The organism is Micromonospora sp. MP36 (assembly GCF_008119785.1).
Taxonomy (GTDB): Bacteria; Actinomycetota; Actinomycetes; order Mycobacteriales; family Micromonosporaceae; genus Micromonospora.
On the sequence record NZ_VSFA01000038.1, the window covers coordinates 16,025 to 33,618 of the forward strand.

Consider the following 17,594-nt stretch of genomic DNA (forward strand, 5'->3'; position numbering starts at 1 on the left):
TCTTGGTCGTATGCTGCCGTGTACCGGCATGGTGCTGCGCATGCGGGTGGAGGTGACGGGAACGTTGACGGCAGAGCCGACCGGCGCCCGGCGCACGCGGGGCAAGTCGAAAGGGACAAACTGGCGTCGGGACAAGGACGCACCGACCGCGGTGATCCGGCTCGAGGTGGATCTGACCGAGCCCGGCCGCCGGCGCCGGGTGTTCGGCATGTTCGCCGCCGAGTTCCAACTGCGGCGGGCGTTGCAGCGGCAGGCCCAGGCGCGGGTGGACGCGTACTGGGCCGCGCACCGGCTGCGCGCCGAGGGCGGCCCGGCCGAGGCGCGCCGCCGGTTCCGGCTGTCCCGGGCCGCGTTTGAGCAGGCCGCATACCAGCACCTCGAAGAGTCGGTGTGGCTGCGTCATCATCTGACCAAAGCCCTGGCGATGCACCTGGCCGACGAGGTCTGGGAGACGGTCGACCGGCACCTGTTCGCCGACGCCACCGGCCACCGGCACGGCCGGCCGAGGGTCGGCACCTGGTGGGACTCGACCCGGATCCCCGGCCGGGCCCGCTCGCACACGAAGCCGCGCACGTGGGAGACGTTCCGGCTGGTCGGTTCCCTCGACGGGCACCGCACGGCGTTCCCGCCCCGTGACCCGGAATCCGCGTTGTCGCAGCCAGCTGTCCTGCCGGCACCGCAGCGACCCGCCGGCTCGGCCGGCTGGTGGGCGTACGACGGGCCGCTGGCGGTGGTGTTCACCGGCTGCGGTCAGGATCTGGTCCTGCCGGTCCGGCTGCCGCAGGGTGCCGGACAGCAGGGCCGCCTGGAGCACTTCCTCGGCCGACCCGACCAGTGGCACAAGATCGACCTGGTGCGGGTCGAGGACCCGAAAGCGCCCGACGGGTGGCGCGTCTACGCCCACATGATGATCCTCGACCAGGGCTGGACCAGTCCCGCGGTCGCCACCCGGCGGGCGGCCGCACCCCGGGACCGGGTCGGCGGGGTGGACGGTAACGTGTCCAACCTATCGGTCGTCTCCATGCCCGCCGACCCCGGCGCCCCTGGCGGCCTCACCGCCGGCCAGGTGGCCGTCACCCCGAGCCAGCGCGCCGCGGCGGAGAAGGCCGCAGTCACCGCCCGCCGTCGGCAGCGGACCCTGGACCGGTCCCGCCGCAACAGCAACCCCCACCAGTACCAGCCGTCCGTACGGCAGCAGAAGCGCGCGGCCCGTCGCGCCGGCGCCGGCCTGCCGGCGAGAAATGTTGACCTTCCCGGCGGCGCCCGTGTATCGGACGCGGCCGGCCGGCCGAAGCAGGCGTACCGCTGCGACACCCTGTCCACCACCTACCGGCGCACCCGCGGCCGGCACGCCGCCGACAGCCGCTCCGCGTCACAGGCGAGACACGCCCGGGCCCGCGACACCGCCCGCAGCATCATCGCCGTGCACGGCCCGCACCTAGTCGTCGAGCACACCGACATCCGCGCCTGGGCGCGGCTGTGGGGCCGCGGCATCGGCCTGTTCTCCCCGGGCATGCTCACCACCGCGCTGAAAGCCGAGTGCGCGGCGGCCGGTGGCCGGCTGCTACGGGCCGGAACCCGGCAGACGGCGCTGTCTCAGCAGTGCCCATGCGGCCGCCGGGAGAAGAAACCCCTCGGCCAGCGCACCCACACCTGCCAGGCCTGCGGTCTGACCGGGGACCGGGACCTGGTCGCCGCGGCGATGGCCGCCTGCGTCCGCCTGACCGACCCCGACCAGCCGGCAACGGCCTACATCGATGAAAACTTCCGGGCCGCGCTCGCGGCCCGGGTGCAAGGGCAGCAAGAGGCCCTGGCCCGGTCAACCGTGGCCACCCTGCCCCGACCCCACGGCCGTGGCACGGTAGGTGCGGCAGCCACCACCCTGGTGGCCTCTGCCGGACGAAAGACCCGACCACGGGACACCCCTGATGAGAACGAGCACCCGGTACACCGGGTGCCACGGCCACGCAGGACCACCCAACCCAAGCAGCCACACTCGCCATCGGGTGCAGCTGGGCCGGGCCGTGAGCCGCAACAACCGTTACGACTCAACTCTTAGTCTCAGCGCATTCGATCCTCAGAAGGGATCATGGATGAACCCCCACCTCCGACGTTCCGCGCTGGTCGTCTCGGCGGTCACCGCGGCGCTGGTCGCCGGCGGCACCACCGTCCAGGCAGCCGGCGATCCCTACGGCCACACCGCCACCGCGACGGTCTTCGCCCCGAACCCGGTGCAGCAGCTCGGCGACCAGTTGCTGACCGATCAGAAGGACGCGGACTATCCGGCGCTGGCCGGGGCGTACCGGTCGGTGCTGCTGACCAACCTGGACTCCTCGGGCACGCTGACCGGCCGGTACGTCGTGGTCAAGAGCAGCACCGGCACGGCCGCCCGGGCGGTCGACGGCGCGTTCCCGGCGTGGCACCGCGACGCCGACCAGTTCGAGCAGGTCATGGGCTACCACTGGGTGAACACCGCGCAGGCGTACCTGCAGTCGCTGGGCTTCGGCAGCGCGCTGCGTCCGGTCAACCAGCGCCAGATCGAGCTGCGCATCGACCAGTACGGCGGCGACAACTCGTTCTTCCGTGAGGACAAGGCGAACATCAGCCTGGGCAAGGGCGGGGTGGACGACGCCGAGGACGCCGAGGTGATCGTCCACGAGTACGGCCACTCGGTGCAGGACGGCCAGGTGCCGGGCTTCGGCACCACCCTGGAGTCCGGCGCGATCGGCGAGGCGTTCGGCGACTATCTGGCGGTCGCGGTCACCAGCTGGGCCACCGGCGTGCCGACCCGGACCCCGGAGGCGTGCGTGGCCGACTGGGACTCCGTCTCGTACACCCGGACCGCCCCGCACTGCCTGCGCCGCCTCGACGGCACCAAGGTCTATCCGACGGACCTGCGGGGCGAGGTGCACGCCGACGGGGAGATCTGGTCCCGGGCGCTGTGGGACATCCGCACCGCCCTCGGCGACCGCAAGGCGACCACGCTGATCGTGGAGGCGCAGTTCGACTTCCGGAAGGACACCACCTTCCGGGACGCGGCGCTGGCGACCGTGGCCGCCGCGCAGCGGCTCTACGGCGGCCAGGCCGCGACCGCGACCCGCGCCGCGTTCGCCGCCCGCGGCATCCTCTGACGCCGTGGTGGGCGCCGCTCCCCGCCGGGGCGGCGCTCACCGCAGCGAGGACCGGGCCACCGGGAAGTCGAAGTACGTGTCCGGGTACGGCTCGTCGCGGTAGCGGTAGTGCCACCACTCCCGCGGATAGTTCTCGAAGCCCTGCGCGGTCATCAGCCGCTTGAGCAGCTCCCGGTTGTCCCGGGCCGGTCCGGTGATCCGGGCGTCGGCGGTGTGGGCGCGCGGGTCGAAGCAGTCGAACCCGGTGCCCATGTCGATCGAGTTGTCCGGGAAGCGGCGCCCGGCCGGCGCGGTGCAGGGCAGCAGCGGCTGTCCCGGCGCGTACGCCGGCTGGTCGGGGGTGGGCACCGGGACCAGGGTCAGGTCGAGGGTGCTGCCCCGGCTGTGCGCGGTCGGGGCGCCGATGTACCCGTCGGCGAACAACCGGTTCTTGGGCTCGTCGGGATAGAACTCGGCCTTCATCTGCTGCTCTCCGGGGGCCTTCGCCCAGGCGACGAAGTCGTCCACCGCCCGCTGGGGGCGGTAGCAGTCGTACACCTTGAGGCTGTGGCCTTGGGCGAGCGCGGCGGCCTGGACCCGGTGCAGCGCCTCCGCGGCCGCCCGGGTGAGCAGGCACCGCGGTTCCGGGTAGCCGGTGATCGGCCGGCCGACGAAGTTGTGCGCGGTGGCGTACCGGATGTCGGTGCGGATGCTCGGGTCGACGGCGGTGACGTCGACGAAGTCGGCCGGGGCGCGCGCCCCCGGCGACGGCGTCGGCGAGGGGGTGGGTGCCGGCGTGGGATGTGGCGCGGGCCGCTGGCACGCGCTGCCGAGCGCCGCGACCAGCACGACCAGGACCGCCGCCCCCCGGACGCCGCCGCCCCGCCGTCTCCCACTCCCCACCCCGCCCTGTCTACCAGTGTCGCCGCCCGCAGATTCACGGAAAGAGTGGCTTCCGCAAGCGGACTGGCCGCTCTTTCCGTGAATCTGTCGTTTCCGATCGGGCGCGGGCGGGTGGTGGGCCACCGGCTGGGCCGATTACCCGCCCGCCTCACAGACCGGACGGGACGCCGCCGGTGACCGCCAGCCGGTCCGCGGGCACCGGGCCGTCCGGGTCGGTGCCGGACCGGCGGCCACGCCACCACCGCCGCCCGGCGAACGCCGCGCCGGCCAGCGCAACCAGCGCGACCAGCAGCGCGGCCCGGTCCAGCGCCGGCCGCAGCGGGGCCGCCGAGACGCGTACGGGGGCGGCAGCGTCGCCGGCGGGCACCAGCCAGGGGTGGGTGTCGCTGACCGGGGGCAGCCCCTCGCGCAGCACGGTCACCCCGACCCGCCACTGGCCGGGCGAGCGAATGTCGTCGACGGTCACCACCCAGCCGTCGGCGGTCCGGGTGACCGGATGCACCGCGCGCTCCCCGTTCGGGCCGGTGAGCAGCAGCGACACTCCGGTCACCTGGGCGGGGGCCGGGCGGCGGGTGTCCCCCACGCTGATGCTGACGACGTTGCGTCCCGGCCGGTTGGGGCGTACGGCCACGGTGTCGACGAGGTCCGCGGCCTGGCCGGTGACCTGGGGCACGGACCGCGGCGCGTCGGCCACCGGGAAGGCGGGGCCCCGGCCCGGCCCGGCGGCGGCCAGCGCCCCGGCCAGGGCGAGGACGACCGCGAGCAGCCCGGCCTCGGCGCGCAGGCCCCGCCAGGGCAGGTCGGCCCGCCGCAGCCGCCGGGCGGTACGCGCACCGAGCAGCCCGGCCCCGCCGACCGCCGCGACCTTGGCGAGCAGCAGCAGCCCGTACGGGGAGCCGAGCAGCGCGTCGGCGGTGGCCACCTGGGGGCCGGTGAGCAGCAGCCCGGTGAGCAGGAGCAGGGTGAGGCAGCCGACGGCGAGCGGGGCGAAGGCGCGCAGCACCGCGCGGACCTGGGCGGCCCGGTCGGGCGCCCGGCGAGCCGCCGGCAGCAGGGCGAGGACGGCGGCCAGGACCGCGCCGGCCCAGCCACCGGCGGCCAGCACGTGGACCCCGCCGACCAGCGCGGTCCGCAGCGGCCCGCCCATCGGGTGGCCGAGCAGCGCGGTGCCCGCCGCGGCGGCGAGCGCCCCGGCCAGCCCGACGGCGACCGCCCCGGGAACGGCCCGGCCGGCCCGGAGCCGGCGGGTGGCGCCCAGCACGGCCGCGAGCAGCGCCGCCGTGCCGACCTCACGGAGAAGCCAACGGCCGCTGGTGAGCTGATCGACCAGGAGTGGCCACCGCCCGCCGCCCGCTCCGGACAGCTGGATGGTCAGTTGCAGGGGCGCGGCGAGCAGCGCCACCACCCCCGCGCACCCGGCAACCACGAGCAACCGACGAGGCAGCGCGAGGTCCACATCTCCACCAGTCCGCCCACGGCGGCGGGTGCCGGCCGCGGTCAGCAGGGCCAGCGCGGCGCCGCCGAGCAGGATCGCGAGGCCGAGCAGCCCGACCGCCCGGGCGGCGGTCTCGCGGGGGCCGGGGGCGGCCGGGCGGGTGACGCCCACGGCGGTGACCTGCCGCCCGATGCCGAAGACCAGGGTGCCGCCGGTGGTGTGCAGGTCGTCGGAGGAGAGGGTCCGCCAGGAGACGTGGTAGGTGTTCGGCGGCAGGGCCGGCAGGCCGGCGACCAGGGTGACCGGTTCCTCGCTGTCGGCGTCGGTGGCGGGTGCGCCGTCCTCGCCGCGCAGCGCCAGCCCGGTCACCGCCCAGGGCCGGCCGTCGCCGTCCACCAGGCTGATCCGGGCGGCGGAGAGTTCCACGTGCTCGGTGAAGGCCAGGGTGAGGGTGTCCGGTGCCCGGTCGAGCACCGCGCCGTCGGCCGGCGCGCTGCGGGCCAGGTACGCGTGGGCCTGCGCCGGGGTGGGCCCGACCAGCACGGTCAGGCCCGCCACGGTGAGGGCGGTGAGGAGGTGGCCCAGGCGGCACATGCGGCTCACCGCACCGGCACGTGGGCCAGGCGGCGCTGACCGGAGGTGATCTCGATCTTGTCGCCGCGCTTGATGGCGCTGTCGTTGTTCAGGTAGAGCAGGTAGTAGCTCTGGCCGGGGCGCAGCTCGTGGCCCTGCTTCATCAGCGCCGCCCGCCAGGCCAGCTTGCCGGAGCGCTCGTTGCGCAGCCGGGGCGGGTGCTTGGTGTCGTTCTGGAAGGCCGACGCCTTCTGGGTGTCGAGCACCACGTAGCGCAGCTCCACCAGGCCACCGTCGCCGACCACGGCGGCCTGGGTGAAGCGGATGCCGAGCGTGGCCTCCAGCTGCCCGTCGTGCGGGACGGCGTAGCCCTGCCGGGCGTCGGCGTATCCGCCGAAGCGGACGATCGACGCCGCGACCAGCGCCAGCACGAGCAGCGGGAGCACCACCCGGCCGAGGCGGGGACGCGGGATGCGGAACGGGATCGCGACCATCGTCAGGACTCCTCGGATGAGGTAGGGGCCGGGCGCACCCGGCCCCCGTGCGGCGTCAGGGTGCGGTGTAGCGCGTGGCGGCGTAGTTGTCGAAGCTCAGCGACCCGCTGGTGGTGGCGGTCCGGGCGACCAGGCCCAGCGCCGCCGACTCCACGGTGTAGCCGCTGGTGTCGCCGGTCAGCGTGCCGACCGTGGCGGCGCCGACCTTCAGGGTGGCGGAGCCGGCGGTGGCGGACACCCAGTCCAGCCGGACCGTCCCGCCGTTGGCGGCGACCCAGCCGGTGTATGCCCAACCGGCCGGCCGCAGCAGCCCCAGCCGGAACTGGTTGACGCCGTTGCTGCGGCGGTACTGCACCACGGCGAGGGCCCCGCCGGCGGCGTTGCGCAGCTGGTAGACGGTGACCACGGCGGTCTGCGGGTTGACCGTGCCGAGGATGACGTCCGCCTTGGCATGGATGCTGCGCTCGGCGGCCGGGGTGTTGTCCACGACGTACCCCACCGTGCCGACGACCAGTTGCCCGCCGGAGACCGACACCGTGCCGCTCACCTGCGACCAGGCGCTCGTGCCGCCGGTGAAGGCGTCCGCGAAGATGGCGTTCGGCGGGTCCACGCCGACGGTGACGCTGCCGGCCGTACCCCAGTTGCCCAGCGCGTCCCGGGCCCGCACGCGCAGGGTGTGGTTGCCCCTGCTGAACCCGTTGAGGGCGATCGTGGTGGCGAGGGCCGTGCCGCTGACCGTCATCGGGTGGCCGTGGCCGGCGCCGGGGTCGGCGCCCTCGTACCATTCGGCGGCGGTGACCGCGGCGGCCGCGTCGGTGGCGGTGGCCGTCAGGGTGAGCGTCGCCGCCCGGGCGGTCGGGTTCGGGGCCGCGGTGACCGCGCTGACCACCGGCCCGGTCCGGTCCAGGACGAAGGTGACCGCGGCGAGCGGCCCCCAGTTGCCGGCCGAGTCGCGGGCGTGCACCAGCACCTGATGGGTGCCGTCGGCGACGCCGGTCAGCTCGCTGAGCGGCAGCAGCCCGTAGGTGTTCTCGGTGGCGCCGTTGTACGACCCGTCGAGGGCGACGAAGGTGAAGCCGGTGCCGTCGGCCCCGCCGGCGTCGAGGAAGCCTTCCGCGCCGGCGATCGTCGAGTGCACTCCACCCCCGTTAGGGTCGGTGAACGCGGCGTTGATCCGCAGGTCGGTCGGGTCGGACGCCGAGCCGGTGCGGCCGTCGGTGGCGGCCGGGTCCACCGCCCCGGAGAGCAGGGTCGGCACCGTCCGGTCCACCACCAGGTCGGCGGCGGCGTACGGGCCCCAGAGCCCGAACGAGTCCGCGGTGTGCACCAGCACGGTGTGCCGGCCCTCGGCCAGGGCCGCGGCCACCACGGCCGGGACGCTGCCGGACTCGGCGCTCACCGCCGCGTCGGGGATGCCCAGGGTGAGCGGGGTGCCGCTGCCGTTGGCTCCGGTGGTGTCCACGAAGTATTCCGCGCCGGTCACAGTGCCGCCGAGGCCGCGGTCGTCGCCGGTGGCGGAGATCGCGAGGTCACCGCTGCCACGGGTCGGGTTCGGGCCGACCGTCACCCCGGTGGTGACGGCGCCGGTGACCGCGAGGTTCAGGGTGGTGCTGCCGACCACGCCCCAGTTGCCCGCCGCGTCGTGACCACGGACCCAGATGGTGTGTTTCCCCTGGGTCAGCGTGGTGAGCAGGTCGGCTGGGAGGGTGGCGGTGGCGCCGGTGACGGTCGGGCCGGCACCGAAGCCGGCGGCGGTGAACGGGATGCCGGTGCCCTCGGCGACCCGCAGGTCGTCGACCACCGCCTCGGCCCGGTCGACCACCGAGTTGCCGCCGCGCGCGTCGGTGAAGTCGGCGGTGACGATCACCGTGTCGCGCACGCTGGCCGGGCTCGGTGCGGCCCGGACGTTCGCCGCGGTCGGGCCGACGTGGTCGCCGCTGACCGGGGGCGGGTTGGTGTCGAGGAAGGTGAGCATGCCGCCGAACGCCTGTTGCGGGCTGACGCCGGTGACGGTGGTGCCGTAGCGCTGCCCGGCGTTGTTGAGCTGGCCGCCGGACTCCAGCAGCGCGAAGCGCCGCCCGTCCGGGCCGGACGGCACGCTCACCACGGCGTCCACCGCCTGCCCCGGTTGCAGCGGCACGGTGACCGCCGCCTCCGGGTACGCGGCCGGTCGGGCGTCCTGGCCGACGACGTTCTGGTCCAGCCCGAGCAGGGTCATCGGGTGCGGCTGCAGCCCGGCGGCGACGTAGCGCAGCAGCACCTTGCGGCCGACGTCGGTGGCGACCACGTCCGTCTCCGGGAATGCCTTGCCGTTGATCAACCGGTACTTCGGGGCGTACGCGCGCAGGTCGTAGCTGCCCGGTGCGGCGTTGAAGGCCGGGTCCACCTCGGTGAGCACCAGCACCGCCTCGTCGTCGTACACCGAGGCGGCGTCCCCGTACGCGCTGGGCCGTCCGCCGACCGCGGGGGCACGGACCACCAGCGCGCCGACCAGGCCCATGGCGACCTGCCGGGCGCCGAGTGCGGTGTGGCCGGCCTGGTAGAGGTACGTGCCGGGGCGGGCGGCGGTGAAGGTGTAGCTGCGGGTGCCGCCGGGTGCCGCGCCGGTGCGGTCCGGGGCGAGCCCGGTGACCGCAGGGAACGCCAGCGCCAGGGCGTCGGTGAGTCCGTTGTGCACGGTGATGGTGACCCGGTCGCCCTGGTCGACCACGAGCACCGGGCCGGGCAGGGTCGCCGGGGCGGCGTCGGTCGAGGCGAAGCCCCAGATCGGCACGGGCGCCGCGGCGCCGGGCAGCACCACCGAGCCGGGCTTGGCCCAGAGGTCGCAGGTGGCCGTGCCGCCGGCGAGCTGGCAGCCGGTCTGCGGCAGGGTGCCCTGGGGCGGGGCCGGGTCACCGGCGAGGGTGGCCGGCGTCCGCCCGGTGGCCACCGCCGGCTGCGGAGCCGCGGCGCGCGCCGGGGCCGGGCCGAGCGTCAGCAGCGCGGCCGCCATCCCGGCGACCAGCCGAGGCGTACGGGTCAGTGTCATCGTCGCCCTCCCCTGCCGTGTCACGCCGGACACCCGGCGGGCGGGTCGATGCGGATCAGCGTCATCATTCCGCCGAAGCTCGCCCCGTAGTTGGTGGCCTGTTCCAGCGCGTGGCTGTGCGCGACGTGGTAGTACTCGCCGCACTGGTTGTTCTGCACCACGCCGGGTGGCAGCTCGCCCTGCTCACCACCGAGGTATGGGTTCTCCGCGAACCAGGTCTCCGGGCCGGGGCCGACGATCTGGTCCTGCAACGACGGCAGCGGCACCGGGATCGGGTTGGCGTTCGGGTCCCAGTGCTCGGCGTCCTTCCAGACCATCAGGGTGTCCACGGTCTGCCCGGGGGCGACGTCGATGAGGAAGTTGGAGAACGAGAGGTCCTGCCCGCCGGGGCCCTGCGCCGGCCGCCCGTCCCGGGCGATCAGTTGCTCGTCGCTGCCGTGCGGGTGGAACGGGTAGCTGACCGAGCCGGCGTTGAGGTAGCGGATCAGCGCCGGCTTCGGGTTGCTGACCGGGTCGTACGGGCGGATGTGGATCAGCGCGCCGTACGGCTGGGCGGGCAGCCAGTCGGCGTGGTTCGGGGCGATGGTGTCCGGCATGCTGCGCCCGTTGATGGTGAAGTAGCGGGCCTTGTACTTCGTGAAGTCGTACGCCCGCCGGCGCTCGACGGCCAGGTGCAGGTCCGGGTCGATCTCGCCGAGCAGGTAGAGGTACTCGTGGTCGGGGTCGAACGCCGAGTCGGCCCGGTCGTTCTCCCGGTCCGGGTGCCCGGCCGGCCGGACGACGAGGGCCCCGTACAGGCCCATCTGCACCTGCTTCTGCACATCGGTGCCGGACTGGTAGAGGTAGGTGCCCGGTGGGCCGGCGGTGAAGGTGTAGGTGACCGAGCCGGAGTTGGCTCCGGCGGTAGTGGTGAGCGAGGTGAGGGTGCCGCCGGTGTCGGTCTCCGGCTGGGCCGGCTGGCCGTCGGCGAGCACCTGCGCCTGGCCGGGGAAGGTGATCGAGGTGGGCTCGGGGAGCGTGTTGTGCAGCACCACGGTCACCTGCACTCCGGCGGTGACGCAGAGCGTTGGGCCGGGCAACTGGAAGGCGCCGCCGCTGGCCGCGTAGCTCCACATGTAGATGCTGTTGCCGTCCGGCATGGCCGCGTACCCGCCGGTGGCGGTGAGGTCGAAGGCGTTGTCGCCGGAGGTGAGGCACTCCAGGCCGGCGGGCGGGCTGGCGGCCGACTGGCTCGGCGCGGGGACGACGAGCACGGCGACGATGGCGGCGGCGAGCGGCACCACGCTCAGCCGCTTCCATCGGCGGCGGTCGAGACGAAGCATCGGTACCCCCATCTCAGGCGTTCGCCCGGGTCTGCGCCGGGAGCGTGCCGGGCGGTGAGATCCGGATCTCGGTCAACTGCCCGCCCCGCCCGCCGCCGGCGTTGGCCAGTGACGTCAGGTCGCGGTCGTAGAGCAGGTACGTGCCGGCGTCGGGCGCGGTGAAGATGACGTCGCGGCTCTCCCCGGGCCCGATCTCGACGGTGTTGGTCACCTGGTACTCGGCGCTGCCGTCCCGGCCGCGCAGCAGCGCGGCGTCCTTGCCGACCACCAGCAGGTCGATGCCGTCGACGGTGAGGGTGTGGTTCTGGTAGCCGAGGTTCGCCAGCCGCAGCAGCACCCGCTCGCCCGCGTTCGCGGTGATCAGGGAGGAGATCGGCTGGTAGCGCAGCCGCCCGGCGGCAGGGCTGAGCGGGTCGCCGTTCGGGGCGAGGGTGTCCGGGTAGCAGCGGCCGTTGAAGGCGAAGAAGGAGGGCTTGTAATCGGTCCAGTCGGTGGTCTGGATGTGGGCGTCGCGGTAGTGCGCCTCGGCCCACACCTCGGTGAGCATCAGCGCGAACTCCCGGTCGTACCGGGTGGAGCCGTCGCCGTCGTTGTAGACGTACCTGCCGGGCGGCACGTCGGCGGTGCCGGCGTTCTGCGCCGGGCGTACGTAGACGATGCCGGTCATTCCCATCTGCACGTGCTCGACGTCTTCGAAGTGGCAGTGGTACATGTACGTGCCGGCGTCGTGCGGCCGGTAGAAGTAGGTGAACTCGCGGCCGATCGGCACCGAGATGGACAGCTCCGGCACGCCGTCGAAGAGCGGGATGGCGTTGCGGAAGCCGTGCCAGTGCACGGTGTGCCCGTCGACCAGGTCGGGCCGCTGCGCCAGCCCGAGGTTGGTCAGCTTGATCTTGATGTCGGTCTCCTGGTCGAAGCCGAGCAGCGGGGCGCTGATCTGCGCCTTGCCGCGCTGCGCGGTGACCTCGGTGGCGGACAGGCCGGTCACGTCGCGGAACCCGAAGACGTACAGGTCGGTGCCGGCCGGGGCGAGCGGATCGGGCCAGAACGGGCTGATCGGCGGGGAGCCCTGCGGCATGGACACCCAGCCGTCGGTGGCCGCCAGGTGCAGGGTCGCCGTCGGGTTCGGCACCGCGCGGGGCAGCACGGCCGCCGGGCGGCGCAGCTGGGCGTCGGAGCCGCTCTCCGGCAGGACCGCCCAGGTGCCCAGACCGGTCACGCCGGCCAGCAGGGCCCGCCGGCTGATGCGCCGCTGCCGTACGGGATCGCTCACGATCTCCTCCTCGGGGTGGGACGGGCGGGTCCGCGGGCAGCCGGTGTGGGCGCCGGCCGCCCGCGGACGGTCAGGGCACTTCGTCCGCGCCGGCGTCCGGGCGGGTGGTGCTGCGCGCCTGGCCGTCGATGTCGACCGTCGGGGCGGTGACGGTGAAGGTGCCGTAGGTGCGGGAGCGCACCCCGAGGTCGCTGGCCGACGAGCTGGCGTCGGCCAGGTGGTAGTCGCCCATGCCGGTCAACGGGACCTGCTGGAGCACCAGCACGGCCTGCCGGAACGACGGGAAGGTGCGCGAGGTGAGGATCTGCACCGACACCGGGAACGGGCTGCGGAACCGCGGATCGGCGCCGACCCGGTTGGTGCCGCTGAGCGTGGTGCCGGTGGTGTCCTGGAGCGCCGAGTTGGTCGGGGTCAGCGGGCCGACCCCGTCGGCGGAACCCATGTCCCAGTGGCGGACGGTGTCGCCGGCCGGGGCGTCGGCGGCGCCGATCCCGGTGACGGTGACGCCGTTCCACTCGCCGGCCCGGTTGTGCCAGAAGATGTTGTTGAACAGCTTCGGCTTGCTGAAGGTGGGCGCGCCGGCCGGCAGCGTGGCCTGGAGCTGGCCACTGTTGGCGGTGGTGGACAGGCCGGCCGGGGCGGCGCGGCCGTTGCTGGTGGCCGCGGTGGCGGTGGTGATGTTGCCGGCCACCGTGTTGTTGACGAACCGGACGTCCGGCGCGTCGTCGAGCGCGACCCCGCCGCCCTCGTGGGTGGAGATGTTGTCCAGCACCAGGTTGTTGGTCACCGAGATCGGCACGTTGCCGGCCTGGAGCAGCCGGATGCCGCCGCCGTCGTCGTTGGCCAGATTCGCCTCCACCACGTTGGCGTCGATGTCCACCGCGCCGGAACCGGGCGAGAGCTTCGTCGGGTCCGACGGCAGCTCCCCGGCGACCATGATCCCGCCGGCCTCGTCGTACGACTGGTTGAGCCAGATCCGGTTGTTCGCGATCCGGCCGTTGTAGGACAGGCCGTAGTGGCTGATCCCGCCGCCGTACTCCGCGGAGAAGTTGCCGCAGACGGCGTTGTGGTCGACGGAGTACGCGTTGCTGCCGGCGAAGATGCCGATGCCGCCGGCCAGGTTGGTGCCGCCGTTGTCCCGGATCTGGTTGCGGGAGATGGTGACGTGGTCGTTGCCGGTGTTCAGGTACGGGGTGCCGACCCGGATCGCGCCGCCGTACGAGCCGCTGTTGGCGACGATGACGTTGTCGGTGATCCGGGTGTAGCGGGCGGCACCGTGCAGGTAGACCCCGCCGCCCTGGGTGATCACCGCGCCCGGCGCGCCGTACGGGGTGCTCACCCCGCCGGTCCCGACGTTGATGTTGCCCGGGAAGTCGGACTGGTTGCCGCCGGTGATCCGGAAACCGTCGACGGTGACGGCGTTGCCGGAGCTGAACTGGCCGGGACGGGCCAGCACGGTCACCACCGCGCCGTCCGGCACGCCCGCCGACCCGGCGTGCGGGAGGGACGCGACGAGGTTCAGCCACGCGGTGCCGGCGGGGTTGTCGATGCCGAACGCCCGGCCGTCCAGGATGGACCCGGCGACCACCGTGCCGTCGGTGTACCGGCCGCCGGGGCCGACGCCCTGGAGGCGGACCGACGAGTGCACGACGACGTTCTCGTAGTACGCCCCGGTGGGGTTGTCCGGTCCGGGGCTGTTCGGCCAGACGGCGACGACCGCGATGCCACCGATGGTGGCCGCCGCCTCCAGCGCCGCCTGCACGCCGGAGTAGGTGGTCTCCCCGGTGCGCACCGCCCAGGCGGGCGGCCTGACCTGGAAGAGCCGGGGGTTGGCCGCCCCGCCGATGCCGGTGCCGTAGGTGGTGCCGAGGAGCTGGAAGGTGAGTCCGTTGGTGGTCCGTTGGCCGTTGGTGGCGGTGACGCTCACCTCCGCCGGGCCGGCCGAGCCGCCGGTGACGGTGACCTCGATCCGCCGGTCGGACCAGGAGTTGACGGTCACCGTCGGGTCGGTGCCGGCCGAGTCGAAGACGACGGCGCTGCCCGGACCGCGGGTGCCGAATCCGCTGCCGGTGATGGTGACCCGGCGGTCGGTGTCGGTGCTGCGCAGGAAGGGCCGGGAGACCGCGAAGAGCTGCGGGGTGTCCCCGGCCGGGTCGCACTGCACCGCGCCGAGCTGCCCGGAGCCGGGCGACAGCACCACCGGGGCGACCGCGGTCGGCGCGGTGTCGGTCACCGTGTAGAGCCCGGGCCAGGCCTGGAAGTTGGTGGCGATGGTGCGGTAGCGGGGGTTGTAGTTGCCGTTGAGGTGCCCGGGCTGGCCGGGGTCGTTGCCGACGAAGCGGTACATGTTCGGGCACGGCCCGGCCGGCAGTGGGCAGTTGTACGTGCTGGTCGAGGGTTCGATCGCCTCGTACATGCCGTTGAAGTCGGTGTCCACGGTGTCCACCAGGCGGCCGGCCCAGTCGTAGAGGCCGACCGGGATGTTCGGGATGGCCTCGGCCTCGCCGTAGTTGACGCTGCGCTTGTCGTGGCTCAGGCCGAGGTCGTTGATGACCAGGCCCCAGAAGTGGGTGGGCAGCGGCACGGGGGTGAACAGGTTGAAGTTGGGTGCGCTGGCCTGCCCGGCCCGGACCTCGACCAGCTTGGTGTCGCAGAGCGGGCGTCGCTGGCCCTCGAACGGGCTGCCGCCACCGTCGCGGAAAGCGGGGTCGGTGACGTGCACGGTGTGCAGCGCGCCGGCGCACGACGAGTTGATGCCGTTGCCCTGCGACGGGGGCTCGCCCGGGTCGGGCTGCGGGTCCGGCGGCGCCGGCTGCTCGGTCGCCTGGTCGGGCGAGGGCGGGAAGTTCTCCTGGGGCAGGAAGCCGTCGCCGTCGAAGACGTTGACGTCCTCCTCCCGGGTGGGCAGGTACATCGGGCCGCCGCCGACCGGGTTCTCGCCCAGCTCCACCGACACCAGGTAGTCGTCGGGCACCAGCGGCTGGGTCTGGCCGTCGGGCAGCGGCGCGTACAGCGGCAGATCGTGGTCGGGGCCGGGGTTCGCCGGGTCGCCCGGCGGGATCAGGTTCAGCTTGGAGTCGGCGAACGCGTAGTTGCCGTTGACGGTCTGCCCGAAGTTGGTCGGGTCGTTGTCGGTCGGGGCGGCCTGGAAGCCCATCATCGGGGCCTCGACGCACATCTGGTTCGCCTCGGTGCCGAAGTCGGGCAGGGCGAGCTGGTCGGTCAGCGGACGCCCGTCGAACATCCGAGCGGTGCAGCCGCGGCCGGGCTGCCAGGTCTCCGAGGTGTACGCGTCGTTGAGCTCCGGGCCCTTCTTCAGGGAGCCGTCCTCGTCCCGGACCGGGTCACCGTTGGCGTCCCGGACCACGGCGTACAGGTGGACCTTGAGGCCGGGGATGCCCGGCTGGTACGGCTCGGTGACCGCGTACGCCGGGTCGAGCTCGTTGCGGGTGGTGTCGTAGGTGACGGTGCCGGCGATGCCACCGTTCTCCGCCCCCCGGTACGGCTGCACACCCCAGTCCACCCGGCCGGCGAGGCCGATGATGGGCAGCACGTCGACGTCGACGGCCGCGCCGAGCAGCGTGGTCGGGGTGGGGTCGTTGGGCGCCTGGTACGTGATGCCGGTGGTCTTGTAACGGGTCTGGAACGCCTCCAGCACCAGCCACTTGCTCAGCGGGTACACCTCCTTGATGGCGTAGTGGCCGGCGCTGTCGGTGACCACGCTGTTGGTGGCCTGGTCCATCAGGGAGTTGTCGCGCTCCTTGACCACCACGGGGAAGCGGGGCACGCCGCTCTCCCCCGGGTCCTGCCTCCCGTTGCCGTTGGTGTCGAGGAAGACCGTGCCGGTGATCTCGGTGAACCAGCCCGCTAGGGGCTTGAGGCCGACGTCGAGGGTCTTCCCGCCGCTGACCGTGACGTTGAACGAGTCGAGCAGCATCTCCTGCGGGCCGTCCCAGACGGTCAGCTGGTAGTCGCCGTCGGGCACGTGCGGGATGCGGAAGGAACCGTCGGCGGCGCCCCGGTCCAGGTAGATCATCTGATCGCCGTCGCCGAGGTCGGACAGGGCCACCCAGGGCCGGGTCACCGGGCCGGCGATCTTCCCGCCGGCCACCCCGGTCTCCGGCACCGTCACGCCGCCCTGCCCACCGATGTAGGTGTACAGCTGCACCACGGTGCCGGTGATCGCGCCGGTGGCGGTGCCGGTGAGCGCCTTCGGCGAAACGAAGCCGAAGTCCACGTACGGCACCGGCTCGCCGCCGAGGGTCTGCTCGGTGTCGTAGCCGGTGTCGTTCTCCTGCACCCAGACGTCCCAGTCGTGGCCGCCCTCCAGGGTGGTGGTCTGCGCCCACGTCTGCCCGCCGGGGGCGACGACCGAGGCCGCGTAGCGGTCCGGGCCGAGGTTGGGGATGACGATGTCGCCGTTCGCGTCGCTGCGGCAGCCGGTGGACTCCTTCGCGATCACCGGCCGGCCGTCGTCGTCGAAGACCACCTGGCCGGCCGGGTGGGTAGCGTCCGGGGCGCTGTGCGCGTACTCGGTGCAGAGCGGGTTGCCGTAGTAGTCGACGGTCACCTCGCCCATCACGTCGGCCAGGTGGGCGGTGAAGCCGGCCAGACCGCGCTCGGCGCCGACCTCGTAGGTGCCGTCGACCGGGACGCTGTCCTCGAAGATCCGCAGCCGGACCGTTCCGAGCGGCAGCGGGTACGGCTGCATGCCGACGGTCACCGCGGTGGTCTGGCCCGGGCTGACAGAGAAGTGTTCGCCGTCGATCTTGTAGCCGTCGGCGGTCACCGAGATCAGGTAGCGGCCGGCCGGCAGGCCGTCCAGCGCCGTACCGGTGGCGAGCGTGGCCTGGTCGCCCTGGGCGACCACCGGAACCGCACCGGGGGTGTTGCGGGTCGAGGGCCAGCGACAGTGGTCGGCGAAGTCCGCCGCGCTGGCCACCCCGGCCCGGGCCGGCAGGCAGTGCGTCAGCGCGTCGTGCGGGTCGCCGGTGTCGTCCGCCGTGACCATCCAGCGGTAGTCGGTCACCGGGTCGCCCTGCTGGATCTGGGGTGCCGGCCCGACGGTACGGGCACTGACCACCGTGAGGGTGATGCCACCGGTGGTGGGCTCGGCGGCGGCCGGACCCGGCGGTACCACGAACCCGACGAGCAGCAGGCAACTGGCGGACACGAACCAGCGCGGCCAGACGGAACGACGCGCCATGCCCTCACCCCTTCGGTCAGCGGAGGCCGGCCGCGGCGGTGCGCGGCCGGCCTGGTGTGAGGAGCATGGGCGGGCCGGGACCGCCGACGACCGTTTATGACGACGCCGTCATCCGACCGTCATCCGGCCGCCGACGTTCTGTGTCGGAACGGCGACAGGAATGCGCTCCGTTCGGCCGTGGCGTAGATGAACACGACGCGCGCTTCATAAGGGCACCAGAAAGTCACCGACGGCTGTGGGGGCACGGTGG

The 17,594-nt window shown here is 73.6% G+C and carries 9 protein-coding genes; 2 read left to right on the forward strand and 7 right to left on the reverse strand.

From position 1 onward, the window contains the following. Positions 1–28: 28 nt before the first annotated feature. Positions 29–2,059 carry a zinc ribbon domain-containing protein gene (locus FXF52_RS22950; protein ID WP_187413646.1) on the forward strand — a complete coding sequence of 677 codons (2,031 nt, stop codon included), beginning with the start codon at positions 29–31 and terminating at the stop codon, positions 2,057–2,059. Positions 2,060–2,093: 34 nt separating this feature from the next. Further along, positions 2,094–3,131 carry a M36 family metallopeptidase gene (locus FXF52_RS22955; RefSeq protein ID WP_148799890.1) on the forward strand — a complete coding sequence of 346 codons (1,038 nt, stop codon included), beginning with the start codon at positions 2,094–2,096 and terminating at the stop codon, positions 3,129–3,131. A 36-nt stretch (positions 3,132–3,167) separates the two neighbouring features. Here the strand turns inward: FXF52_RS22955 and FXF52_RS22960 are convergent, their stop codons facing one another. The 7 genes from FXF52_RS22960 to FXF52_RS22990 all read right to left on the reverse strand — a co-directional run bounded on the left by FXF52_RS22960 (position 3,168) and on the right by FXF52_RS22990 (position 17,344). Next, on the reverse strand, positions 3,168–4,013 hold the full coding sequence (locus FXF52_RS22960; RefSeq protein ID WP_148799892.1) for a M15 family metallopeptidase: 846 nt from the start codon (positions 4,011–4,013) through the stop codon (positions 3,168–3,170). A 148-nt stretch (positions 4,014–4,161) separates the two neighbouring features. Then, positions 4,162–6,042, reverse strand: coding sequence for a copper resistance CopC family protein (locus tag FXF52_RS22965; RefSeq protein WP_148799894.1), 1,881 nt, complete (start codon positions 6,040–6,042; stop codon positions 4,162–4,164). A gap of 5 nt (positions 6,043–6,047) precedes the next feature. After that, the gene (locus FXF52_RS22970) at positions 6,048–6,515 is read right to left on the reverse strand and encodes a hypothetical protein (RefSeq protein ID WP_148799896.1); all 468 of its coding nucleotides are present in this window, start codon (positions 6,513–6,515) and stop codon (positions 6,048–6,050) included. 55 nt (positions 6,516–6,570) lie between these two features. After that, positions 6,571–9,543, reverse strand: coding sequence for a multicopper oxidase domain-containing protein (locus tag FXF52_RS22975; protein WP_148799898.1), 2,973 nt, complete (start codon positions 9,541–9,543; stop codon positions 6,571–6,573). A 20-nt stretch (positions 9,544–9,563) separates the two neighbouring features. Next, a complete protein-coding gene (locus FXF52_RS22980; RefSeq protein WP_187413647.1) occupies positions 9,564–10,865 on the reverse strand; it encodes a multicopper oxidase domain-containing protein in 1,302 nt (433 codons plus the stop codon). 13 nt (positions 10,866–10,878) lie between these two features. After that, complete coding sequence (locus FXF52_RS22985; protein ID WP_148799902.1) at positions 10,879–12,138, reverse strand: multicopper oxidase domain-containing protein; 1,260 nt, start codon at positions 12,136–12,138, stop codon at positions 10,879–10,881. Between the two features lie 70 nt (positions 12,139–12,208). Further along, positions 12,209–17,344, reverse strand: a complete 5,136-nt coding sequence (locus FXF52_RS22990; RefSeq protein ID WP_148799904.1) for an IPT/TIG domain-containing protein — start codon at positions 17,342–17,344, stop codon at positions 12,209–12,211. Positions 17,345–17,594: the final 250 nt, after the last annotated feature.